Source organism: Chryseobacterium sp. PTM-20240506 (assembly GCF_048296755.1).
Lineage (GTDB): Bacteria > Bacteroidota > Bacteroidia > Flavobacteriales > Weeksellaceae > Chryseobacterium > Chryseobacterium proteolyticum.
Genome location: NZ_CP182581.1, coordinates 3,953,575 through 3,973,753, shown reverse-complemented (window position 1 = coordinate 3,973,753; position 20,179 = coordinate 3,953,575). Strand labels below are relative to the sequence as shown.

Genomic DNA, 20,179 nt, shown 5'->3' with positions numbered 1-20,179 from the left:
AGAGGATATAAAGATTTTTAAAACCGACGAAGTTGATAATAAAGTATTTTTGTTCATAAACATTTGAAAATCTAGGATTTTCCAGTGCTCTGAAAACATAAAATAATAAAATAACCTTTGCGTTTTTGCGATTAACTTAAAAAGCAATAAAAGTAAAAGTTGCTATCTTTGCCGTCATTCAAAATAACATTATGAGTATTCACATAAGTGCAAAAAAAGGAGAAATAGCGAAAGTAATATTGCAGCCGGGGGATCCGCTTCGTGCACAATATATTGCCGAAAACTTTTTAGAAAATGCAAAACTGGTAAGCAAAACCAGAGGTATTTTGTATTATACCGGACTTTATAAAGGAAAAGAAATCAGCGTAGGAGCAAGTGGAATGGGTTTTCCAAGCATCGGTATTTACTCCTATGAATTGTACACCGAATATGATGTAGATACAATCATCCGTATCGGTACCTGTGGAGCTTACACCACAGATCTGAAAGTATTTGATATTCTAAATGTTGAACATGCGGCAAGTGAAAGTACCTATGCAAAATATGCATGGGAAATAGAAGGAGATATTATTTCTCATCAGGGAAATATTTTTGATGTGATCAATGCAACGGCAGAAGAATCTTCTTTGAAAACCAAGGCTGTTACTATTCATAGCAGTGATATTTTCTATCGAAAGGATTTAACCGTTCCTGAGATTGCGACAAGATACAACTGTCCGGCTGTGGAAATGGAAGCCTTTGGATTATTCGCCAATGCTAAACATTTAGGGAAAAATGCAGCCACAATTCTTACGGTAACGGATATCATTCCTACTCACGAAAAAATTTCGGCAGACCAAAGAGAGACAGCGTTGAAACCGATGATTGAGCTGGCTTTGGAATCAGCATTGAAAGTTATTTAAAACCTTATATCACCCTAATTATAGAAAGCAATATTGCGAATCGCAATTTGCTTTTCAACCATAAAAAAAGAGCTTCACTTATTCAGTAGAGCTCTTTTTTATATCCTGAAAAATTTTCTGGCGACCGCTGTTGTTTCCTCTGCTACATCTTTCAAACTTATTTTCTTGATCTGAGCAATGGTTTGCGCCACATAAGGTAGAAAGGCAGGTTCATTTCTCCGGTTCTGACTTCGCGCTGAGATATTTTTCGGAAGCATAAACGGAGCATCCGTTTCAATCATCATTCTTTCTAATGGAACATACCTGATCACTTCCTCAAGGTGTTTAAATCTCTTTTCATCACTGATTGCTCCTGTAAATCCTAAATAAAACCCTTTATCCAAATAGCTTTTTGCTTCTTCTAAAGTCCCGGTGAAACAATGAACGACTGATTCCGGAAGTTGAGAAAGGTAATCCTCTGTAATTTCGGTAAATCTTTTAAATGCAGATCTCTCATGAAGGAATAAAGGTTTATTGATTTGAATTGCCAGTTCAAGTTGTGCACAATAACACTTCTCTTGTAGAGGCCTTGGTGAAAAATCACGGTCAAAATCCAATCCGCACTCTCCCACTGAAACCACATGGTCCTGTTTTAGAAGGTTCCTGAGTTCGCCGATACTTTGATCATTAAATGATTTAGCATCATGAGGGTGAATGCCCGCCGTTGAAAATAAAATATCCGGATAATCCTGCGCTATATCTGCAGATTCTTTACTTCCACGCACACTTGTCCCCGTAAGGATCATATAGTCTACGCCATTGTCCAGAGCACGGTTAATCACTTCGTCTTGTTCATTATAGAACTGTTTATTGGTCAGATTAATGCCAATATCAATGTAGGTATTCATTTTTCTTTTTTTGTTTTGTTATTGATATGAAAATATCTTATTACATGGGGACTGTTTACGGCACTTCTAAAAGATCTTTCACTATGGAATTTCTTGTACCTGGAATATTTTGTTCCATTAATTTCTTTGGTTATTTTCACCCAGACAAGTTCTTGTTTTTGTCTTCTTACCTTCCGTAATGGTATGGATTCAGATAATTGGTCATCTATATCGGATTGCTCAGTTCTCCGCCACTTTTTGTTCCCATACTTTTTCAGGTAAGTTCCTATTTTCCCGTATTCAAAAGCCCGAAAAGTCCCTTTGTTATAGATATTTTTCATTCGGATGAATTTTTGGCAAAATAAAGCATTTGCTACGCAATCTTTTTACGCAATATATTATTCATTGATAAAAGTTTCCAGAAAACCAATAAGCTGTGTTCCTCCGCTAGCCCAACGAATGCCGTGTCCTTCTTTTTCCCTTATTTCGTAGACAACCCCATGCTTATAATGAAAGAATACATTCCACCAGGTTTTATTCTCGATGATATAATGGATTTTAGCCATTACCTTTTCCTGTTTTTGAAAATTACTGCCTTTTACCTCACCCCAGAACTGGTCATCCGTTCTTCCCACATGTTTTTCCCATGCTCTCTGTGCAATGGTGATTTCTTTATTAAAATAGACCTGACAACTACCAATCAAAGCATCTTTTAGAGGTGGAATGGCTTGTTCATCACGAACGCTTGCTGAAGTAAGTCTCTGCCCCAGAACATCAAGCCAGTATTCAAAGGGGATTTCTTCCAATTGTCTTGCTTTTTCTTCATTTTGATCCTTAGTTTCCAGAATATGGATAAAGTGCCCGAAACTTTGCTTCCGGTCAATCAGAATTTCTTCATTAAAATAAGGAAGATGCCAATCTAAAGTTCCATCTTTAAATCTTTGAATGTTTTGATCGATAGTCCGAAGATGTTCTTCCGAAACAATGGCACCATATTTTTCTTTCCAGGAGCCCGAAAAAAACAAAGAACATGGCTGAATTCCGCTCATTTAAAAATTTTTAACCAAAATAGCAGATTTTTTTCAGCAATAAAAGTACACTCTACATTATTGTTGACGTAAAAATGAAAAATTTAAAATACATTAAATAATCTTTGTTCATTAAAAAATCCCCATCAGTGACAGGGATTTTATAATTTATTATTTTGATGGGTTACTCATTGCTTTTAAGCTGTGCCAGGACTACCGATAAATTGTTAATTCCCCAATGCTCAAAATATTTCCCATTTTTAAGACGGACAATATCAATGACATCAATACTTATTCTTTTTCCTGAAGGTGCAATTCCCATAAAATTTCCGGTATGAGTTCCGGATATATTTTTTCTGGTGGTAACGAGATCTCCTTCCGCAACCTGCTGAAGAATAGTCACCTGGATATCTGGCATGGCAGGTCTTAATATCCCATTGAAAGTATTGATCATTCCCTGTTTTCCATTATCAGCACCTTGTGGGGCAGAGTGGTTGATGAAGTTCTCATCCATGAGTTCTTCAAAGGTTTCAACATTCCCCTTTTCAATAACTTCTATATTAAAGCGTTTTACTATTTCTTTGTTTTTTTCCTGTTGCAAATCCATATCTTATTATTGATTTTTTCCTTAGATACGTAAATTTAGGATAAAACATTATTCGCTCCAAGGAGAATGCAGAATACAGTTGCAGAAATTTTTCCTTTCAAAATTTGGAATCATAAATGCACAGACATCTGCTTTTATATTTCCGAAAGTGGTTTCGGTTTTATGTTTAAATCCATCAAAAAACGTTGGAATAATTTTATTCTTAAAATCATTCCGGGGAAATGCCTCTATAATCTCATTCCGGTCTGAATCACTCAGATACTCATACCCTTCTCCCATTACATCCAATCCTACTCCGGAGTACATCAAAGCTACTTCATTCTCCTTATGTTCTGCAATCCCAATGGTTGTATGCAATGCTATCGTATCCCAAACCAGCTGCAATTGATCTTTCGGAAGACCGTGGCTTTTCAGAAAATCCCTTGCTGCATTAGCTCCGTCTACTTCAAATCTCAAATCGGGACTGCTGTAATGGGGCACTAAACCCAGATCATGAAAAACTGAGCTTATATACAAAAGCTCTGCATCATACTCCATATTTTTTCGTTTTCCGTTAAGTGAAGAAAAAAGGAAAACCCGTAATGAGTGGTTATAAATAAATTCCGTTCCATACTCTAATAGCAATTCAGTGGCTTCGGCAGCAATTTTACTGTCCGGAATCATAATTCCGGCAACACTTTTTAATCTTTGGACTGACATATTTTTTATATTTTAATCAATACAAAAATAGGCCTGTCCTTCTTGCTCCGGAATGTCAGAATATACCTATTACCTGCCAATATTTACAAACATCCTACGGTATTCTAATGGTGAGATATCTGTGTGTTTTTTGAAAAAATGACTGAATTGTTCAGGCGTGCTGAATGCAAGGTGATAAGCAATTTCTTTTATTGTTTTAGCGGAAAACTGCAATAATCTTTTTGATTCGGCGATCACTTGTCCCGCAATGACCTCTTTAGCTCCTTTACCGCTTTTCTTTTTTGATATATCGGATAATTTACGGGGTGAAACGGATAGCTGTTCTGCATAGTACAATACATCATGCATCTTGTTATATTGCTGACTGAGTAATTCCAGAAACCTGCGATAGATCTGATTGTCGAAATCGTCAATTCCATCCTGAAATGAAGGCATTGCATTGGCCAGCTTAATCATCAGAATTTTTAAATAGGCTGCCATAGCATCTAATTTATTGGGATAATCGGCACCTTCATATTCTCTAAAAAGGATCTCACAAACCCCAATCAGTTCAGTGAAGTCCTTTTCCTGTAAAGGAAAATTCTGATGAAGGGCAGCATCATTAAAAAGCATCAATTTACAATTGGAGGCACTCGATGGTGCCTTTTCCCAAAAGCAATCTCCAAAGCTTATTTCAAATCCGGACAACTGATTGGGATGGGATAAAGAAAATATTTGTCCTTTCGATATGACAAATACCTCCGGCCCCTGAATATTAAATTGTTTCCCATCAATAATGATGCTTCCGTTTCCTTCGTGAACAATGAGCACTCTGTTATAGGTAACACTGACTACATCCGTTTTTTCCAGAACCGAATGATCCAGTTTAACCACCTGAAAAGAATCCTTTATTTCCTTATCGAAGATGAGCACTTCATCATACATATTATATGCTTCTCTAATGGTTCCAAAAGTACGAATATCAAAAAAGTTCACAACAGATCTGCCATACTATTTCCGGAATCACAAAATAGCAACAATCAATGATGCTTTTTACAACAAAAGGAATGTTTTATACAATCTTTTGATTTTTATAAACGATAAGTTTGTCCTGTTTAAAACCTATTTATGATGAACATTTTAAAAAAGCTATTTTACGGACTGTATGTATTGATGATGATATCTGTAATCTCATGCTCCGACAATAATGACGAAACTACTGTTGGGGAAACCGTTCTCACCCCTTCACAGATACTTTCGTCTACTCCATGGGAAACAACCCATGCTAAAAACCAAAATGGACAGCCGGTTCCTTTAACGGACACTCATGTAACGAACTTTGTAGGCTTTGCTTATTTTAAAGCAGATGGTACATTTACGATGTATAATCTTGATGATTCTCCTAAAATGCATGGAGACTGGTCCGTTTCTGCAGACGGAGCAACCAGAACTATCATAGCAAAAGATGCGAACGGAAACGTACTTTTTACAAGAATAGTAAAAATTACAGTTTTAACGGAACAGGAATTTACTTACAGAATATTTCCTGATGCTAATGATCCATCTGTATATTATGATATCATCCATACTCCAACAACTCATCCCGAGCCTTAGGCTCTTTTTATAATAAGTGAAAGCCGGTTCAATGAGCCGGCTTTGTTTTTTACTCATTTCTCTTCCAAAATAGGGCAGCTCTGCTTTACATACTTTGGAATATATTTATTTTCTTGATTTTTTTTCATTTTTTTCCCAATATGGATGTAACATATGTCACCCTATGGTTGTCTTATCAATTGAAACGCCCCTTGAAAATGAAAATAATAACATGTACAATCGCCCTATTAACCGCTTCTTTAGCTTTGGCTCAGGCCAAAAAAGACACCGTTAAACTAAAAGACATAGAAGCAGTTACTTTAGTGGTAAGAAAACCGACAGTGGAATCCAAAGTTGACAGGACGGTTTTTAATGTAGCCAACAGCTCCATCCTGGCCGGAAATACCACCTGGGATGTACTGAGAATGACTCCTTTAGTAAGTATAGATAATAATGATGCTATTAAAGCAGAAGGCGAGAACGTTACGGTTTATATTAATGACAGAAAATCTGTTTTTACAGGAAAAGAACTAAAAGAATATCTGGCAACAATTCCCGCCGATAATCTGATGAAAATCGAGGTGATCACCAGCCCTTCTTCGCGTTATGAAACGACAGGATCCGTCATTAATATCGTACTGAAAAAGCGGGATGATGAAGGAATGAAAGGAAGCATCACCCTGAATAACAGACAAAACAGAAAAAATTCGCAATACACCAACTTCAACCTGAATTACCATAAGAAAAAATTTACACAAACGGTTATTGGAAGTTATAGTGACAATACATGGGTACAAACCAATTCGATTGTTAATTCCCTGTATGAAAATAATGATATTACCACAATCAATACTTTAAACACAGATAAAAGTAAAAGCCCCTCCATTTCTTCCACTTCAGAATATGAGCTGAACGATAAAAACAACATCGGTTTTATTGTGGAATATTATCAAAGTAAAAGAACGTCTTCATCAGAAGCGGAGGCAAGCAATTATGCCAATGACCAGTTCAAGTATTCTTATGATCAGAGCCAAAACTTAGCGGGTATGAATCGTACTTTAGGAACCAATCTGTTTTACAAGTATTATGATAAAGAAAAAAACAGGATCTTGGATGTCAATTTAGGAACGAACTACGACTCTCAAAAAGATTCCAATGATTTCCTGAAAACATTTAGCAATAAACCGATTCCGGATCAAATAGGAGTTAATTCCAACAATCAGATGCGTAACTATTATATCAAAATTGATTATACGCAATCCATTGGAAAGTCGGGAGCCACATTTGAAGCCGGAGGAAAAATAGATTTCAATAATAATGTTGCTCCTTATTATTTGACCGGGAACAAGCTGGATCTGCTTCAAAAAACAGATAAATTCCATTATGAAGACAATATCAGTTCCCTTTATGCCAATTTCAGTAAAACCTTTTTCAAGAAGCTGGAAACCAGAGTCGGGATACGCTATGAATATATTGATTTCAAAGTAAGACAGGATATTGCAGGAACTTCAAGAAAAGACGGCTATGGTACTTTCCTTCCGAATCTATTGTTAAAATATTCTTTTTCAGACAAGTACGATCTAAGCCTTACCTACAACCGTAATATCTGGCGTCCGTGGTATGCAGAGTTCAACCCTTTCCTTCTACCTAATAATGATGGGATCTACTCCAGAGGAAATATCGACTTACAACCCAACCCAAGCGACAGGCTTTATCTGAAGTTCGGAATCTTGAAAAAATATTTCCTTTCTGCCAGATACATGTTTACCAAACAAGATTACTGGACCACTTATAGTACTCAGGTAGTTAATACACCTGGAGATCCCGACAACCCTACAAAAGAAATAACAGTGACCTACCCTGGCAATTTTAGCGGAAAGGTTCAGAAATACTACCTGTTTGCCAATACCAACCAGACTTTTCTGAAGAATAAGTTAAATGTAAATGTAGGCTTTGGCTGGTATTATATTGACAACAGTGATTTCAATCAAAGGAATGACCTGAAAGCAAGAGACTACATCAGCTATTGGGGAGGATCAACCAACCTTTCGTACACTAACCTGTTTAACAAGAATATTAATCTAAGTGCTTGGGTGGAAATATCCAATCAGAATAACGGGAACTCTTACGCCAATAAAACGAATGTATTCCACAATATTTCCATGACAAAAATATTCCCAAAAACACAGATGGAAGTCAGCCTTCAGCTGATGAATATTTTTCAGAGACCGAACTTTGATTCCACGACCTTCAGTCCTGTGGGAACTTTTAGAAATTCCACCCAATCCGATTGGTACGGAGTTTCCCTGTCTTTTGTGAAACGTTTCGGAAACCAGAAAGTAAAAACCAATACAAAGACCGACGTCGAAAAAGGCGGCGGTGGTGGCGGAGAAAAGTAAATGCTATTTTAATTGTTACTTATAGAAAAGGACTTTTTGAAATTCAAAAAGTCCTTTCTTTATCCGTTCGGAAATGAACTCTGTTATTCTTAATTAAGAATCCCGTTCATCTCTGTTAAAATTACCGGCTTCCCATCAGTCACAATGATTGTATGTTCGTGCTGTGCCATGTACCCACCTTTATTTCCTACCATGGTCCATCCGTCATTCAGCTCAACGGCAAGGCTGGAAGTGGTTGAGATAAATGTTTCGATGGCAACAACCGAATTCTTTTTGAATCTTCTGGAATCATAACGGTTTTTATAATTCAGCAGATCATCCGGCTGTTCGTGCAGACTTCTTCCGATGCCATGCCCGGCAAGATTTTTAATCACTTTAAAACCTCTTTTCTTAGCCTCAGTCTCCATAAGCCATCCGATATCTGCAATTTTAACCCCGCCTTTAATACTATTAATTGCCCTTTCAAGAATATCTTTAGAAGCATCCACTAATTTCTGATGCTGATGAATATCTTCCCCAATAATAAACGAACCTCCATTATCCGCCCAGAATCCATTTAGCTCTGCTGAAACATCGATATTAATTAAATCTCCTTCTTTCAGAACTCTTTCTTCCGTTGGAATACCATGGCAGAATTCATTATCTATGCTGATGCATGTCCAACCTGGAAATCCATAGGTCAGATAAGGGGCCGATTTAGCGCCAAAGTCAGAAAGTATTTTTGCTCCAAACTCATCAAGTTCTTTTGTCGTCATTCCAGGCTGAGCATAGTTGGTCATTTCCTTTAAGGTATAGGCAACTGCTTCACTTGCTTTTTGCATTCCTATTAATTCAGATTCGTTTGTTATTGACATTATTATTTGTTTACGTAGGTTATTTTTGGATCGTTGTTCACAAAATTTACTGGAAACTACAAAGTTAGGCAATTAAAATATAGGATGGTGTGACAGGAAAAATTCCTATGTGAAAATGTTGAAGATAAATTTAAGTCATGTTTGATTACAAATCCTGATCTACGTTTTTGTTCTGTGATATTTAAAACAAAATATTGATAGGTATAAAAAAACCGCTCACATTACTGTAAGCGGTTTATTTTATGTGCCCAATATAACTGGTGGCATTTGTTTTCTTATGTCTAACATAGATAATATAACTTATCTATAATTCTTTTTCTCGATAAAAATTAATTGTTTTTTTTACAATGTTTAATTTAGCAATTCCACTTCGCATACCTATAAAAATATTTTCTTCATCAAATATGACTACAGAATTTGGATATAGATTTCTCCAAAATTGTTCTCTAAAAATAAGGATCGCTTCTTCATTTACTACTTTGTAAAAACCATGAAAAGAAACAATATAAATAATGTCATTAAACACAGTTGATGCTTCTAAGGCATCTCCAAAGGATTCGATTTTTCTGTATGTGAAATCTTTTTTTAATTCATATAAGCTTCCCCAGATACCCGAGCCTTCGGTAAAGTAGATTTTATTTTGGAATCGAAAAATATCAACCACATTTCCAAATTTTATTTCTATAGATTTCTTTATCTCTCCTTTCGGCTGAAAGTATAATGCTCCTCCCCATTCGCCTTTATTTTCTCCAATCAGTTTTCCACCTTCTATTTCTAATTCAGAATCTTCTTTATAATAACTGGCCTTTTCTACTATCAAACGATTATTTTCTTTTTTCACAGCATAGCAATCTTTAGATTGATTGAGAACAAACGATTCTTCAGATCCTACTTTTGGAATAGAATACTCACTAAAATTATCTGGAATTTTTATTTCTTGTCCTGTACTATAAGAACAAAAATAGAGTGTGAATAATAGAAGTAACCTTTTCTCCATTGTTAAATTTATTGAAATGATGAAATTATTGCTTAGTAAATATCAAATCTTTTGTTTCAGGTAAATAGATATTTATGTCCGTTCCCTGAGGACACTTACTGCTATCAAGTATAATGTCATTAGGACGATATTCCCAGGATAATTGTGTAGGACTTATCTTTTTTAAATTAATTTTCCCCCATCCAACGCGACAATTAGTCCCTCTATAATTAAATATTGCTTTACCTCCATTATCAACTATAAATTGACTATAAATTGTATGCGTATATTGATTCGACTGAAAATTCATGTTTTTAGTATCTTGCAGTATTGTACCTGTTGAATTTTTCACAATATATCTTATGGATAAAACATCTCTATATACTTTTTTATCCACTAGGTCAAAAAGCTTATCTTCTTCTTTAGAAATGTAAATGGTAATTTGTCTTCCATTATAGGAGGCTGAATAAACTCCTGTAAAAGCTGGTAATTCATTGTTTGTATCTTTTAAATGCGAGAGGTTAGGCACATTGTTCACAGCAGTACGAAGCGGATATGTTTGCTGTGCCTGGCAAGATAATAGACCCACTAGAAAAGTGAATAATATGGCTGTTTTTATATTTATTGTTTTCATTTATTTTTATGTTTACTATTTAAGAGCAGGTTGTTGAAGTTGGTTGATTATAATTATCTAGGGTAATGTTCTTTATTGAACTATCATAGTATCAAGAAAATTTCTAAAGAGCTATCCCAATAAATGGGATAGTTCCTAACCTAACTCAAAAACCAATGATAATCAGAATTACTAGTATAGAGAGTTCCTTCTAATTTATTACGCTACAAAAACAAACCTTTACCAAGGGTAGTAAAGGTCTTTAAGTTAATATTAAATTTTACTCTATTGTTTAGTAAATATCAAGCCTTTTGTTTCAGGTAGATAGATATTTATGTCTGTTCCTTGAGCACACTTGCTATCATCAAGTATGATATCATTAGGCTTATATTCCCAGGATAACTGAGTACTATTAATTTTGGTTAAAATAATTTTGCCCCAACCAACACGGCAATTTGTTCCACTATAGAAAAAAATAATGGAATTATTATATGACTTTATTCCTATACTGTACAGTTCTATTTTGGAAGTACTGTTACTTTTTGTGTCTTGCAAAATTACACCAGAAGAATTCTTAACGATGTATTTGATATCTAATATATCTGAGTAGAATTTCTTTGAGCTCTTCTGTAATTTCTTTTCAACTTTTGTAATATATAATGTAATTTCTTTTCCTTGGAAGTTTGCTTTATATGTTCCGATATATGGAGGAAGTTCATTATTGGTATCCTTCAAATAAGCATTAGCTGGAATATCTTTTAAATCTGTATTTAGGGGTAATGCTTGCGATTTACAGGAAAATACCCCTATAAAGAATATAAATAATATTACTGTTTTAAGATTTACTATTTTCATAACTTTACATTTTGATTTTTAAGAACAAGGTACTGGAGTTGGTTGATTAGTACTATTTAAAGTGATGTTATTTATTGTGCCATCTTTTTCTATTCTTTGCAGGTTGACCTTTCCTGCTAATCCCATATTACTTAATGTTTCAAAGAATAATGTTTCTGCTCCTAGATTGTTTAAATCCCCTTTACTATCTATGTACTTTGTCCCATTTTTTGCCCAATCAGTTAAATTGCTCTCTGTTCTTTGAAAATCAACAGTAAAGTTATCTAAATCATCTTGCGTAAAAGTTTTTACGGCATCTTGATACCCTCCATTAAACCATATTACATAATGCATGCCATTAGGAGCCACCATTCCTAAATAAGCATTGTTTGCATTTGCTGGATTAGAAGTGGGCTGTGCTCTTGCAAAACCTAATAACTGGTCTATATCTGGAGGAGATAACATAGGTATTCCTGTCGGTGTGTGATTGTGATAACCTCCTACATATCCTGTTTTATTTCTAAAATTCACACTGTGAGTTTCTCCTGTAATTGTGGCGCTAGGTGTTCCGTCTGCTTTAAACATTACTCCAAGCTCACCTCCTTTAGGTGCTTGTTTTCGGAGTTCATTAATCTTTTCAAGTACCTGTGGTTTAGCTAGATTACTTCTTGTTTTATCACAAGGAGTGTCAGGAGTATTTGGGTATGGATAGCCTGTACCTCCTCCACCATTACCCATATCACACAATCCTGTTACAGGATCTACAATACCTAAGCAATCAGAAATTTCTATTGGGGCATCTATAACCCTACAAGTTGTAACATTACTGGATACCCAATATCCATCTCCTCCCTCTGGATCAGGATTAGATTCATTATTTGGATACCACGTAGAAATCGTTTTGGTTGAACAGACTAATGTGCCCTTACTACTATTGTTTGTATTGGTATTTATTGCTTTTTTAACTCTTGCAGAAATATAATTTTGGAAAAAACTAATATCATTTTGTGATTGTCTATATATGAAGTAAATTTTAGTGCCATGTCTGGGAACTTGAAGCACAGAAATAACTTTTCCATTATCTACCACAGGAACCATCAAAAAACTTTCATCAAAGCTATCCATTGTTGTGGCATAATCCCAATAAGGTGTTCCACTGCCTTTTTTGATTTTAGATTCATTTTCCTGATAGACTTTCATTACATTTTTAATATACTTTTCGTCCTCTTTCCAAAGGCTTTTGTTAGTATATTCTTTAGAACTTGGATCAAATGAAGCGGTGACTTCATCATGAACACATGAATACAGCGAGATGCAGAGGACTACTAGTAGCAGTAGCTTGAAAATAAATTTCTTTTTCATTTAGTGTTTGTATTTCTTAGGTAGCTAATATAAAAATATTTTATAATTCACAACTTAGGGTTTTCCTTAATTGTTGAATTATTTTTTATTTGACGTGAAACTCTTATTTCAGGTGCATAAAAGATTAAGAAAATACACAATGCTTTGTAATCTTAATAAACGTTTTCTTTTCACTGACCTTAGAAAATAGATGGGCATAATTATTATTTAAACCACCAGATCGATTGCTTTTGATTTTAACTCTTTGTAAAGCCAAATGTTCTTATAAAAAATTCAAAAACTAATACTATAATACTTTGTGACACAAAAAAAACCGCTCACATTTCTGTAAGCGGTTCATTTTCTGTGGTCCCACCTGAACCAAAACAATGCAATTCACATTTTTACATTTTAGTTATAAACATTACAAAATCTACCGATAATACATCAATAAAGCCTATTTCAAACTACCTTAGCTTATTGCATATGATTTTATCAAATTGATTTTAATTTCAAAATGGTTGGGAAATGGTTGGGAATTTTCCTGAACCACTTATTTTTTTGCTTATCTTTGTTGTATTCAAGATTTATAAGGCATGGCAACTGTAAAATTTAGGCTTAAAGCCAAAACTGACAATTCACAGATTTTTTTACGTTTTAGTATTTCTCGAAATCAGGTTTTCGAAACTAAAACAGGATTAACAGCAAACTATAAAGACTGGAGCATTGAAAAATCGCAGATCAAGCAAACCAAAGCAGAAAATAAAATTATTGCAATCCAGCTAAATGATCTTGCAAACTTTATTCAAAAAGAATATAATGTTGATTTTAGTAAAGGAGTAATATTTTCGACCAATTGGCTTAAAAAGAAAATCGATTTGTTTTTTGGTCGTAATTCAAATCCTGAAAATGACGATTTATTTTTAATTTATCTCAGCAACTATATTGAATTACGAAAAATAGATAGCAACATTAAAAATGCAACTATTCAAAAATTCATCCAGATGCAAACAAAAATAAAAGCATTTGAGAAAAAGCAAAAAAATCAGTTCTTAGTGACTGAGTTCGATAAAAAACTTATGCTTCAATTTAGAATTTTTATGCTTAACGATTGTAAGGTAATGGAATCGACAGCAAACAGAACTTTAAGATGTTTAAAAACAGTTCTCTTGGATGCACAGAACAACGGAAAGAATATAAATCAACTTATCAACAATTTTACTATCGAGAATGTACCATCAATAAAAGTATTTCTAAATTTTGAGGAAATAGAAAAAATTAAGAATGCTAAGGTTATAGGAAATGATTTAATCACTGCTAAACACTGGCTTATTATTGGATGTTATACAGGACAAAGAGTTTCGGACCTTTTAAGAATGAATTTAAGCATGGTTTTTACCAAAATAGATAATGAGGGAAACAAGTTCCCTATTTTGGAGCTTACGCAGATCAAAACAGGCAACGAGGTTTCAATTCCTTTACATGATGAGGTTTTAAAGATTTTAGAAATCTACAATGGTAACTTCCCTCCTACTTTTGGAAAAGCAACAGACAGTAATTTTGTATTATTTAACCGATACATTAAAAAAGTTTGTGAAATTGCAGGAATAAACAACATTGTCAAAGGAAAGGTTTTTAACGATGATTTAAAAAGAAATGAAATTGTAGAAACTGAAAAATACAAATTAGTTTCCTCACATGTTTGCAGGCGTAGTTTTGCGACTAATTTTTATGGCGATAAACGCTTTACAACTCCTCAGATTATGTCTATTACAGGTCATAAAACAGAAAGAATGTTTTTATCATATATTGGAAAAACTTCATCAGACCACGCTTTACAAACTGCAAAAACATTTAGAGAAATTGCACAGGAAAAAATATCTTAAGATTATTACCTGTACGTATATTAATCTACAATTATTATTAAATTTGAACAGCAAAGGTAGTATTTCACTCCCTTTGTTATTCTTTATGACTATTTAATTCTTTTCTTAATCTTTCAATTTCTTCTTTTTGACTCTTAATTATTTCTTTCAATGTACTAATATGTTCTTTTAGTTCTACCGCCAATTGATCCGAGACGTTAATTATATAAGCAAAATTAGTAGCTGTTCCAATATTGTTTTGGATAACCTTAGCTTCTTCAGTCTTTATATTCTCCACATCAGTATTTCAGAAGATCAGCCAATTTAATCCATTCTTCTTCTGTAAAACCTATTTGATTAGACTCCTTTCTGAAATACTGAGGTTGGGAAATATTGAGCAATGATGCCATTTTTTCTTGCGAAATCTGTTTTTCTTCTCTTAGTTTTCTTAGTCTTACATTAATCTTACTGAGGTTTTAAGCAAAGGTAAAAAATTTATTCATTTATTATTCTTATTAGAATAGGTTTTACATTTTAGAATTCACAATTTTGTGAAGGAAAAGTGATTTTCAGAGAAAATATACGACAAGATTTGACGTATCACAAGTGTATCTTTACCAAAAGAAATTAATTAATTCTAAAAGTAGGGAAATCCGTATTTTGTCAATTGAAAAATATTTTTATATTAGCTAACTTGAAATTACAAATATTAAAATGAAAAACAAATTTATTTTGAAGCTATTTATTATAATAGTATTTATAACCTCTTTATGTTCCTGTATGCATGATGAACTTTCTTCAGCATCAGATTCAACCTCTAAGGTATATAATTCTAAAAGCTTATGGAAGGAAGATGAAAAATATATTACTAAAATAAAGGAAGTCTATGCTAAAAATGCTGATGACAACTATATAAGAAATACGTATGGAATCATTTCCTGGGATCATGCTATGACAATGAATACCTTTGGTGAGAACTATCTGATTGTTCCTGTAATAAAGGGAAACAAAGTGACGAATATTTTAGAGGTATTCAGAGAAAAAAACAAGGCTTTCTTTCACTTTTCAAACAGAGATATGGAAAGTAACGAATTTTTTGAAAAAATTATTTTTACTGATCGAAGCCGGTTATTAGCAGAACCTGTACAATATATAGATAATACAACAGCTAGAACTTCAACGAAAGTTTTGCAGTGTCGCACTTTAATACTTACTGTAGGGTATGTAGAAGGTGCAAATGGTGTGCAAACTCCTATAGAACAAAGAAAAACAGTATGTAAATTTGTTGATGGCCCAGAAAATACGAGTGATTGCCTTGGGATAGTAGACCCTTTTACTGGTGAATGTGATGGAGGTGGAGGAGGTTCAGATGGAGGAGGTTACTATTATCCTACTGAAGAAGAACAGGAAGACATAAAAGAAGTCTGTGCAAAGATTAAAAATGCTTTTACGAATGAAAAATTCAAAGAAAAATACAGGGAACTAAACAAACCAGAAGTCTTTGCAATGGATCACGAAAAAGGATTTTACGAAAGATTTCCTCCTGTAGGATCAAATTTACCTTCCGGGTTTCCGGTCGTAGATGGCGCCCCATGTAGATCAGGGATGGATTTACCTGCTAATCAAGATGGAATTGGGGGATTAATGCACATACATAATGATTTTGATTGTGAGGGAAATGCACCAATAAAAGCTCCATCTCCTAAAGATGTAAAGACTCTTTTGAATACATTTATTAAACAGGCTAGAATATATACAGGAAGTTATACAAATGCATATTCCATAATTGTAACATCACAGGGTAGTTATATGCTCAGGTATAATAGTGAAGTTTGGCCGGGTACTATTGATGCAGATAAGTTAAAAGGATGGGATAGCTGGTATAAAGATTCATATGAAAGACTAATTGACACAAATTCCCTCACTCAAGAAAATGTCGAAAAAGTATTTGCACAATTTTTGAAAGAAAAAGTAAATATAGATGGATTACAAGTTTATAAAGTAAGTGAAACGTCATCTGAAAAAATTGACTATGATTCAAATAATAAAATAACAACAAGAACAGAATGTCCCCAATAAAAAGAAATAGAATGAAAAATTTACTTATCATATTGTCAGCCTTGATTTTTAGCAATGTTTCAGCACAACGTGACCATGGTCCTGTTACAGATACTTGCCCATCTCCTAATGAAGTTCCTTTAAGAACTTTTACTGAGATTCCCGAAGATGCCTGTTATTATCTCAAAGATACTAATAATGAGCTTCCTGCATATGAAGGAACTTGGAAAGGGACTTGGAACAACAGAACTATTCTTATAACATTCAAAAAAGTAACAAAAAATTACAATACTACTTTGAAATATTTTAAGGATTACCTAATTGCAAAATTTATAGTAAAAGATAATAATGGTACGGTTCTTTTTGACAATACTAATCTTGTTGATTATAATGCCAAAATTTATGGTAGTGGATTTAGAAAAATTGATAATAAATATTCATTAATTTATATTGATCCAGATTTGTGTGATATAACAGGAAGTGTAAGAATAAATTTCACTGATGCATCTAAAACAAAATTGGAATGGAAGTACTTTCAAGATCCAGATTTGGTAGAAACTTCATGCTTTTATCATGGTCTTCCTGAGTCTCAGAGACCTGATCCATTACCAAAAAATGTTGTACTAATAAAGCAATAGTCAGTATGAAATCTAAACTATTAATTGCAGTAATTCTATTTGTAAATTCATTATTTTACTGTCAAAAAATTTCTAAGATAGAGTTTCATCATTCAAATCCTATAATTGTATCCAACTCAATAGATATAACAGTCGAAGCTATCAAACAAAGTAAGAAGGATAAAATAAAAATAAGAGTAAAAAAAGGTAGAGAGAATGAATATTTTCTCCAAATTTCTAAAAAAAAAATCATCAAAATCTATAATGCCTGTCAGAAAATAGAATATGATACCGTTGCATTGAAAGAGAATTTAATTGATGGTTCATCTACAAATATTACATTATATGATAATTTAAATAATAAAAAAGATTATTATGCAGCAGGCTTAAGCAAAAAATCTAAAGATGACAATTTTCAAAAAGACTTTTGGTATGCTACTAGTTTAATTATTAAAACTGCCGGATTAAAAATGAAGGATTTAATAGATTATAGATAAGTCCCGTTCTTTTGAATCTTAAGTTTAAAATTCATTTAAACAAATTATAATGCGACATTATTTGTCGCATTTGCTTTTTATTTTAGCTTTTCTAAAGCATAAAGTTATGGAAACAATTATTATGGAAGTTTAAAGGATTTTAAAGAAAATTATATCAACTTTTCTATTCAAAGTGAGTGTAACTTACTTCAGTATATTTCGTTGCAAAAAAAATAAAATAAGAAAGGATTAGACTTCATTGTAACTATTTTCGGAATGGACATAATTGCAAATTAAGAAAAATTCTAACGTATCAATATTGGAGGATCAAGAAATTAATTATTTATTTTTAACAATTATTTTTTACCATTATGAAGAAAAAAACATCCATTAAAACACAATACCTTGCACCTAGCGAATATAAGGTTTACAGAAAACTTGAGGACTTTAAAGAAAATTACTTTATTGACTATTCAAGACTTAGTGATAGAATAACATATATTGAATATTTAAAGGATTTAGAAAATATATATAAACAACTATATGAAAGTCAATCTGCCTTTAAACTCAACATAAACATCAAAGAAATTATTCTTAATGATACTGATCTTAATAGTAAACAAATAATTAAACAACCAATTACATACAATGTTGAAAAAAATGAATACATATATTCTATACTCATTCAGCACAATCAAATATATAATTATTTAAAAACAGAATTAGAAAAAGAGAAAATAACACTGTCAACATATTCAAGAGTTTCTAGTTCTGACAAAGAGACTGATTCAATGGAATTTTTAAATGCAAAGCAAATCCAAAAGATAGGTTTGCTTATTCAGTCAGGCATTGTTGATTTTCTAAGATCAGAATATCCAAATATTACTAATAATCAACTAGCAGGTTTTTTTGAACTTATTTCCAAAGTACCTTTAAAACAAAAGTCTACTAATACACATTTTACAAAAGATAAAAATAGTGACAAATACCCCATTAAAAGTAAACAAGATAAAGAAGAATTAGAATTAATACTTGCTCATTTCGGAATGAAAAAATTGTAAATAAAATAGTCTTCGGAAAAATAATTTTGTTCCGAATTTTTTCCGAACTCAGCTTTGTTGCATAATATTTAAAACACATTATTATGTCAATAATTCAATTTATCGGAACTACTCCAAATGATCTCATCCAAGAGATAAAAAAAGAAATCATTCCAGAGTTAAAAGAACAATTAAAAAAGGAATTTCAACCCAAAGAACCTACTAGCTATCTTACGCGTCAGGAAGTATGCAAATTGCTTCACATTGACCTTTCCACCCTTCACCGTTGGAGAAAGGAAGGAACTCTCATTGCCTATGGGCTAGGAAACCGTATATATTTCAAGAGAAACGATATTGATGAGTTTATTAATTTGAACAGATTGTAAAAGAGGATTTGTTTATGTGTCCACAATTTACAAATATCATGTTAGATTTCCTAAAGTTCAGAACATTCAACCAGAATATTATAATCCGTCTGGTAAATAGTAAAGATTTTGAAAGATCTAGAAGTAAAGGAAGCCACACCCTCGTTTATCAGCATAAGAAACATAATATTAAATTGGAATGTCGTAAATCAAAATTAGTGGCAGAAAATGAGTTTATTTTTATAGATATTCTCATTACCCCACATTACTATTTTAACTCCGGTAAACATAATGGTAATGACTTCAATCCAGAAAATTGCAAAAACATTTTACAAGAAATATTCTCTATTCTAAAAATTGAGCAATTAGAATATAACGAGTTGCAATTGATTAATCTGGAATATGGTGTTAATGTTCTTCCAGAATCAGACGTTAAAAACCTCATCGAAGGAATATTGTATCATAAGAAAACACCATTTGTTTCTAATAATAAGATAAAAACGTACAAAATCACTGACGCAACTACCTTTAAACAGATTAAAGCCTATGGTAAAGGTATTCAGTTTATTAATATGCCTCAATTCGGAATTGATATAAATACATTTCGCTTTGAGGTCAGGACTAAACAAACAAAGAATATTCGAAAACTAGGAATTTATACACTGTGTGATTTATTCCAAGATAACACTTATAGAAAACTTGCAGAAAGCTTACTAAAAGAATGGGACAACATTCTTATTATCAATTTAGAGCCTAATTTGAAAGGGCTAAATCCTGCAGAGGCAAAATATATCAGTGAGGTAAATACAATTGACTTTTGGTCAACAAAATTGAAAAATCCTTATCGAAATACTTTTGCGAGAGAAATGAAAAAATACTATAATAAATCAAAAGGAAAAAACAACCTGCACCATGAATTAAAGGTCAGAATTTTAGACAAAATTTTCTATTTACTAACTAGTGCAAATTCCATACAGAAAACACCCATGAAACCTAGACTTTTCAAAAATTAAAAAAAAATTCTTACCTGATAAATTTGGAATATGCATCAATTTTGAACATGATAT

General features: G+C 32.9%; 23 protein-coding genes. 10 read left to right on the top strand and 13 right to left on the bottom strand.

Annotated elements, in window-relative coordinates; genetic code table 11:
• Nucleotides 1–191: 191 nt before the first annotated feature.
• Complete coding sequence (gene deoD / locus ACNFU2_RS17740) at nucleotides 192–902, top strand: purine-nucleoside phosphorylase (protein WP_172283737.1); 711 nt, start codon at nucleotides 192–194, stop codon at nucleotides 900–902.
• A 98-nt stretch (nucleotides 903–1,000) separates the two neighbouring features.
• Here the strand turns inward: deoD and ACNFU2_RS17735 are convergent, their stop codons facing one another.
• The 6 genes from ACNFU2_RS17735 to ACNFU2_RS17710 all read right to left on the bottom strand — a co-directional run bounded on the left by ACNFU2_RS17735 (nucleotide 1,001) and on the right by ACNFU2_RS17710 (nucleotide 5,077).
• Entirely contained in the window at nucleotides 1,001–1,789 is a 789-nt protein-coding gene (locus ACNFU2_RS17735) for a TatD family hydrolase (RefSeq protein ID WP_273650730.1), read from the bottom strand.
• Nucleotides 1,786–2,109 carry a hypothetical protein gene (locus ACNFU2_RS17730; RefSeq protein ID WP_273650729.1) on the bottom strand — a complete coding sequence of 108 codons (324 nt, stop codon included), beginning with the start codon at nucleotides 2,107–2,109 and terminating at the stop codon, nucleotides 1,786–1,788. The genes ACNFU2_RS17735 and ACNFU2_RS17730 overlap by 4 nt, the downstream gene beginning before the upstream one ends.
• Before the next feature lie 57 nt (nucleotides 2,110–2,166).
• The gene (locus tag ACNFU2_RS17725) at nucleotides 2,167–2,817 is read right to left on the bottom strand and encodes a hypothetical protein (RefSeq protein ID WP_273650728.1); all 651 of its coding nucleotides are present in this window, start codon (nucleotides 2,815–2,817) and stop codon (nucleotides 2,167–2,169) included.
• A gap of 163 nt (nucleotides 2,818–2,980) precedes the next feature.
• Complete coding sequence (locus tag ACNFU2_RS17720) at nucleotides 2,981–3,403, bottom strand: ester cyclase (protein ID WP_273650727.1); 423 nt, start codon at nucleotides 3,401–3,403, stop codon at nucleotides 2,981–2,983.
• A gap of 48 nt (nucleotides 3,404–3,451) precedes the next feature.
• Nucleotides 3,452–4,102: an HD domain-containing protein gene (locus ACNFU2_RS17715; protein ID WP_273650726.1), complete on the bottom strand. Its 651-nt coding sequence runs from the start codon at nucleotides 4,100–4,102 to the stop codon at nucleotides 3,452–3,454.
• 69 nt (nucleotides 4,103–4,171) lie between these two features.
• Nucleotides 4,172–5,077, bottom strand: coding sequence for a helix-turn-helix domain-containing protein (locus ACNFU2_RS17710; protein ID WP_273650725.1), 906 nt, complete (start codon nucleotides 5,075–5,077; stop codon nucleotides 4,172–4,174).
• Nucleotides 5,078–5,209: 132 nt separating this feature from the next.
• Between ACNFU2_RS17710 and ACNFU2_RS17705 the strand changes: the two genes are divergently transcribed.
• Both ACNFU2_RS17705 and ACNFU2_RS17700 read left to right on the top strand, forming a co-directional pair.
• Complete coding sequence (locus tag ACNFU2_RS17705; RefSeq protein ID WP_273650724.1) at nucleotides 5,210–5,695, top strand: DUF4822 domain-containing protein; 486 nt, start codon at nucleotides 5,210–5,212, stop codon at nucleotides 5,693–5,695.
• Nucleotides 5,696–5,892: 197 nt separating this feature from the next.
• Nucleotides 5,893–8,073, top strand: coding sequence for an outer membrane beta-barrel protein (locus ACNFU2_RS17700; RefSeq protein ID WP_273650723.1), 2,181 nt, complete (start codon nucleotides 5,893–5,895; stop codon nucleotides 8,071–8,073).
• Between the two features lie 89 nt (nucleotides 8,074–8,162).
• Here the strand turns inward: ACNFU2_RS17700 and map are convergent, their stop codons facing one another.
• The 5 genes from map to ACNFU2_RS17675 form a co-directional block, all read right to left on the bottom strand.
• A complete protein-coding gene (gene map / locus ACNFU2_RS17695) occupies nucleotides 8,163–8,927 on the bottom strand; it encodes a type I methionyl aminopeptidase (RefSeq protein WP_273650722.1) in 765 nt (254 codons plus the stop codon).
• Between the two features lie 304 nt (nucleotides 8,928–9,231).
• Entirely contained in the window at nucleotides 9,232–9,924 is a 693-nt protein-coding gene (locus tag ACNFU2_RS17690; RefSeq protein ID WP_273650721.1) for a hypothetical protein, read from the bottom strand.
• 25 nt (nucleotides 9,925–9,949) lie between these two features.
• Complete coding sequence (locus ACNFU2_RS17685; protein ID WP_172283714.1) at nucleotides 9,950–10,537, bottom strand: DUF6705 family protein; 588 nt, start codon at nucleotides 10,535–10,537, stop codon at nucleotides 9,950–9,952.
• 264 nt (nucleotides 10,538–10,801) lie between these two features.
• Nucleotides 10,802–11,371: a DUF6705 family protein gene (locus ACNFU2_RS17680; RefSeq protein ID WP_273650720.1), complete on the bottom strand. Its 570-nt coding sequence runs from the start codon at nucleotides 11,369–11,371 to the stop codon at nucleotides 10,802–10,804.
• Between the two features lie 18 nt (nucleotides 11,372–11,389).
• Nucleotides 11,390–12,712 (bottom strand): hypothetical protein, encoded by a 1,323-nt coding sequence (locus ACNFU2_RS17675; RefSeq protein WP_273650719.1) that lies wholly within the window; start codon nucleotides 12,710–12,712, stop codon nucleotides 11,390–11,392.
• 575 nt (nucleotides 12,713–13,287) lie between these two features.
• On the opposite strand from ACNFU2_RS17675, the gene ACNFU2_RS17670 reads away from it, so the two are divergent.
• The gene (locus ACNFU2_RS17670) at nucleotides 13,288–14,577 is read left to right on the top strand and encodes a tyrosine-type recombinase/integrase (protein WP_418122492.1); all 1,290 of its coding nucleotides are present in this window, start codon (nucleotides 13,288–13,290) and stop codon (nucleotides 14,575–14,577) included.
• A 76-nt stretch (nucleotides 14,578–14,653) separates the two neighbouring features.
• Here the strand turns inward: ACNFU2_RS17670 and ACNFU2_RS17665 are convergent, their stop codons facing one another.
• The gene (locus ACNFU2_RS17665; RefSeq protein WP_418122490.1) at nucleotides 14,654–14,854 is read right to left on the bottom strand and encodes a hypothetical protein; all 201 of its coding nucleotides are present in this window, start codon (nucleotides 14,852–14,854) and stop codon (nucleotides 14,654–14,656) included.
• Nucleotide 14,855: 1 nt separating this feature from the next.
• Nucleotides 14,856–15,020, bottom strand: a complete 165-nt coding sequence (locus ACNFU2_RS17660; protein WP_418124915.1) for a helix-turn-helix domain-containing protein — start codon at nucleotides 15,018–15,020, stop codon at nucleotides 14,856–14,858.
• A gap of 250 nt (nucleotides 15,021–15,270) precedes the next feature.
• On the opposite strand from ACNFU2_RS17660, the gene ACNFU2_RS17655 reads away from it, so the two are divergent.
• From ACNFU2_RS17655 to ACNFU2_RS17630, 6 genes are all read left to right on the top strand, one after another.
• Nucleotides 15,271–16,635, top strand: coding sequence for a hypothetical protein (locus tag ACNFU2_RS17655; RefSeq protein WP_418122488.1), 1,365 nt, complete (start codon nucleotides 15,271–15,273; stop codon nucleotides 16,633–16,635).
• An 11-nt stretch (nucleotides 16,636–16,646) separates the two neighbouring features.
• The gene (locus tag ACNFU2_RS17650; protein ID WP_418122486.1) at nucleotides 16,647–17,252 is read left to right on the top strand and encodes a DUF6705 family protein; all 606 of its coding nucleotides are present in this window, start codon (nucleotides 16,647–16,649) and stop codon (nucleotides 17,250–17,252) included.
• 5 nt (nucleotides 17,253–17,257) lie between these two features.
• Nucleotides 17,258–17,728: a hypothetical protein gene (locus ACNFU2_RS17645; protein WP_418122485.1), complete on the top strand. Its 471-nt coding sequence runs from the start codon at nucleotides 17,258–17,260 to the stop codon at nucleotides 17,726–17,728.
• Nucleotides 17,729–18,078: 350 nt separating this feature from the next.
• Nucleotides 18,079–18,768, top strand: coding sequence for a hypothetical protein (locus ACNFU2_RS17640; RefSeq protein ID WP_418122483.1), 690 nt, complete (start codon nucleotides 18,079–18,081; stop codon nucleotides 18,766–18,768).
• Nucleotides 18,769–18,851: 83 nt separating this feature from the next.
• A complete protein-coding gene (locus ACNFU2_RS17635; protein WP_418122481.1) occupies nucleotides 18,852–19,133 on the top strand; it encodes a helix-turn-helix domain-containing protein in 282 nt (93 codons plus the stop codon).
• A gap of 38 nt (nucleotides 19,134–19,171) precedes the next feature.
• Complete coding sequence (locus ACNFU2_RS17630; protein ID WP_418122478.1) at nucleotides 19,172–20,125, top strand: hypothetical protein; 954 nt, start codon at nucleotides 19,172–19,174, stop codon at nucleotides 20,123–20,125.
• Nucleotides 20,126–20,179: the final 54 nt, after the last annotated feature.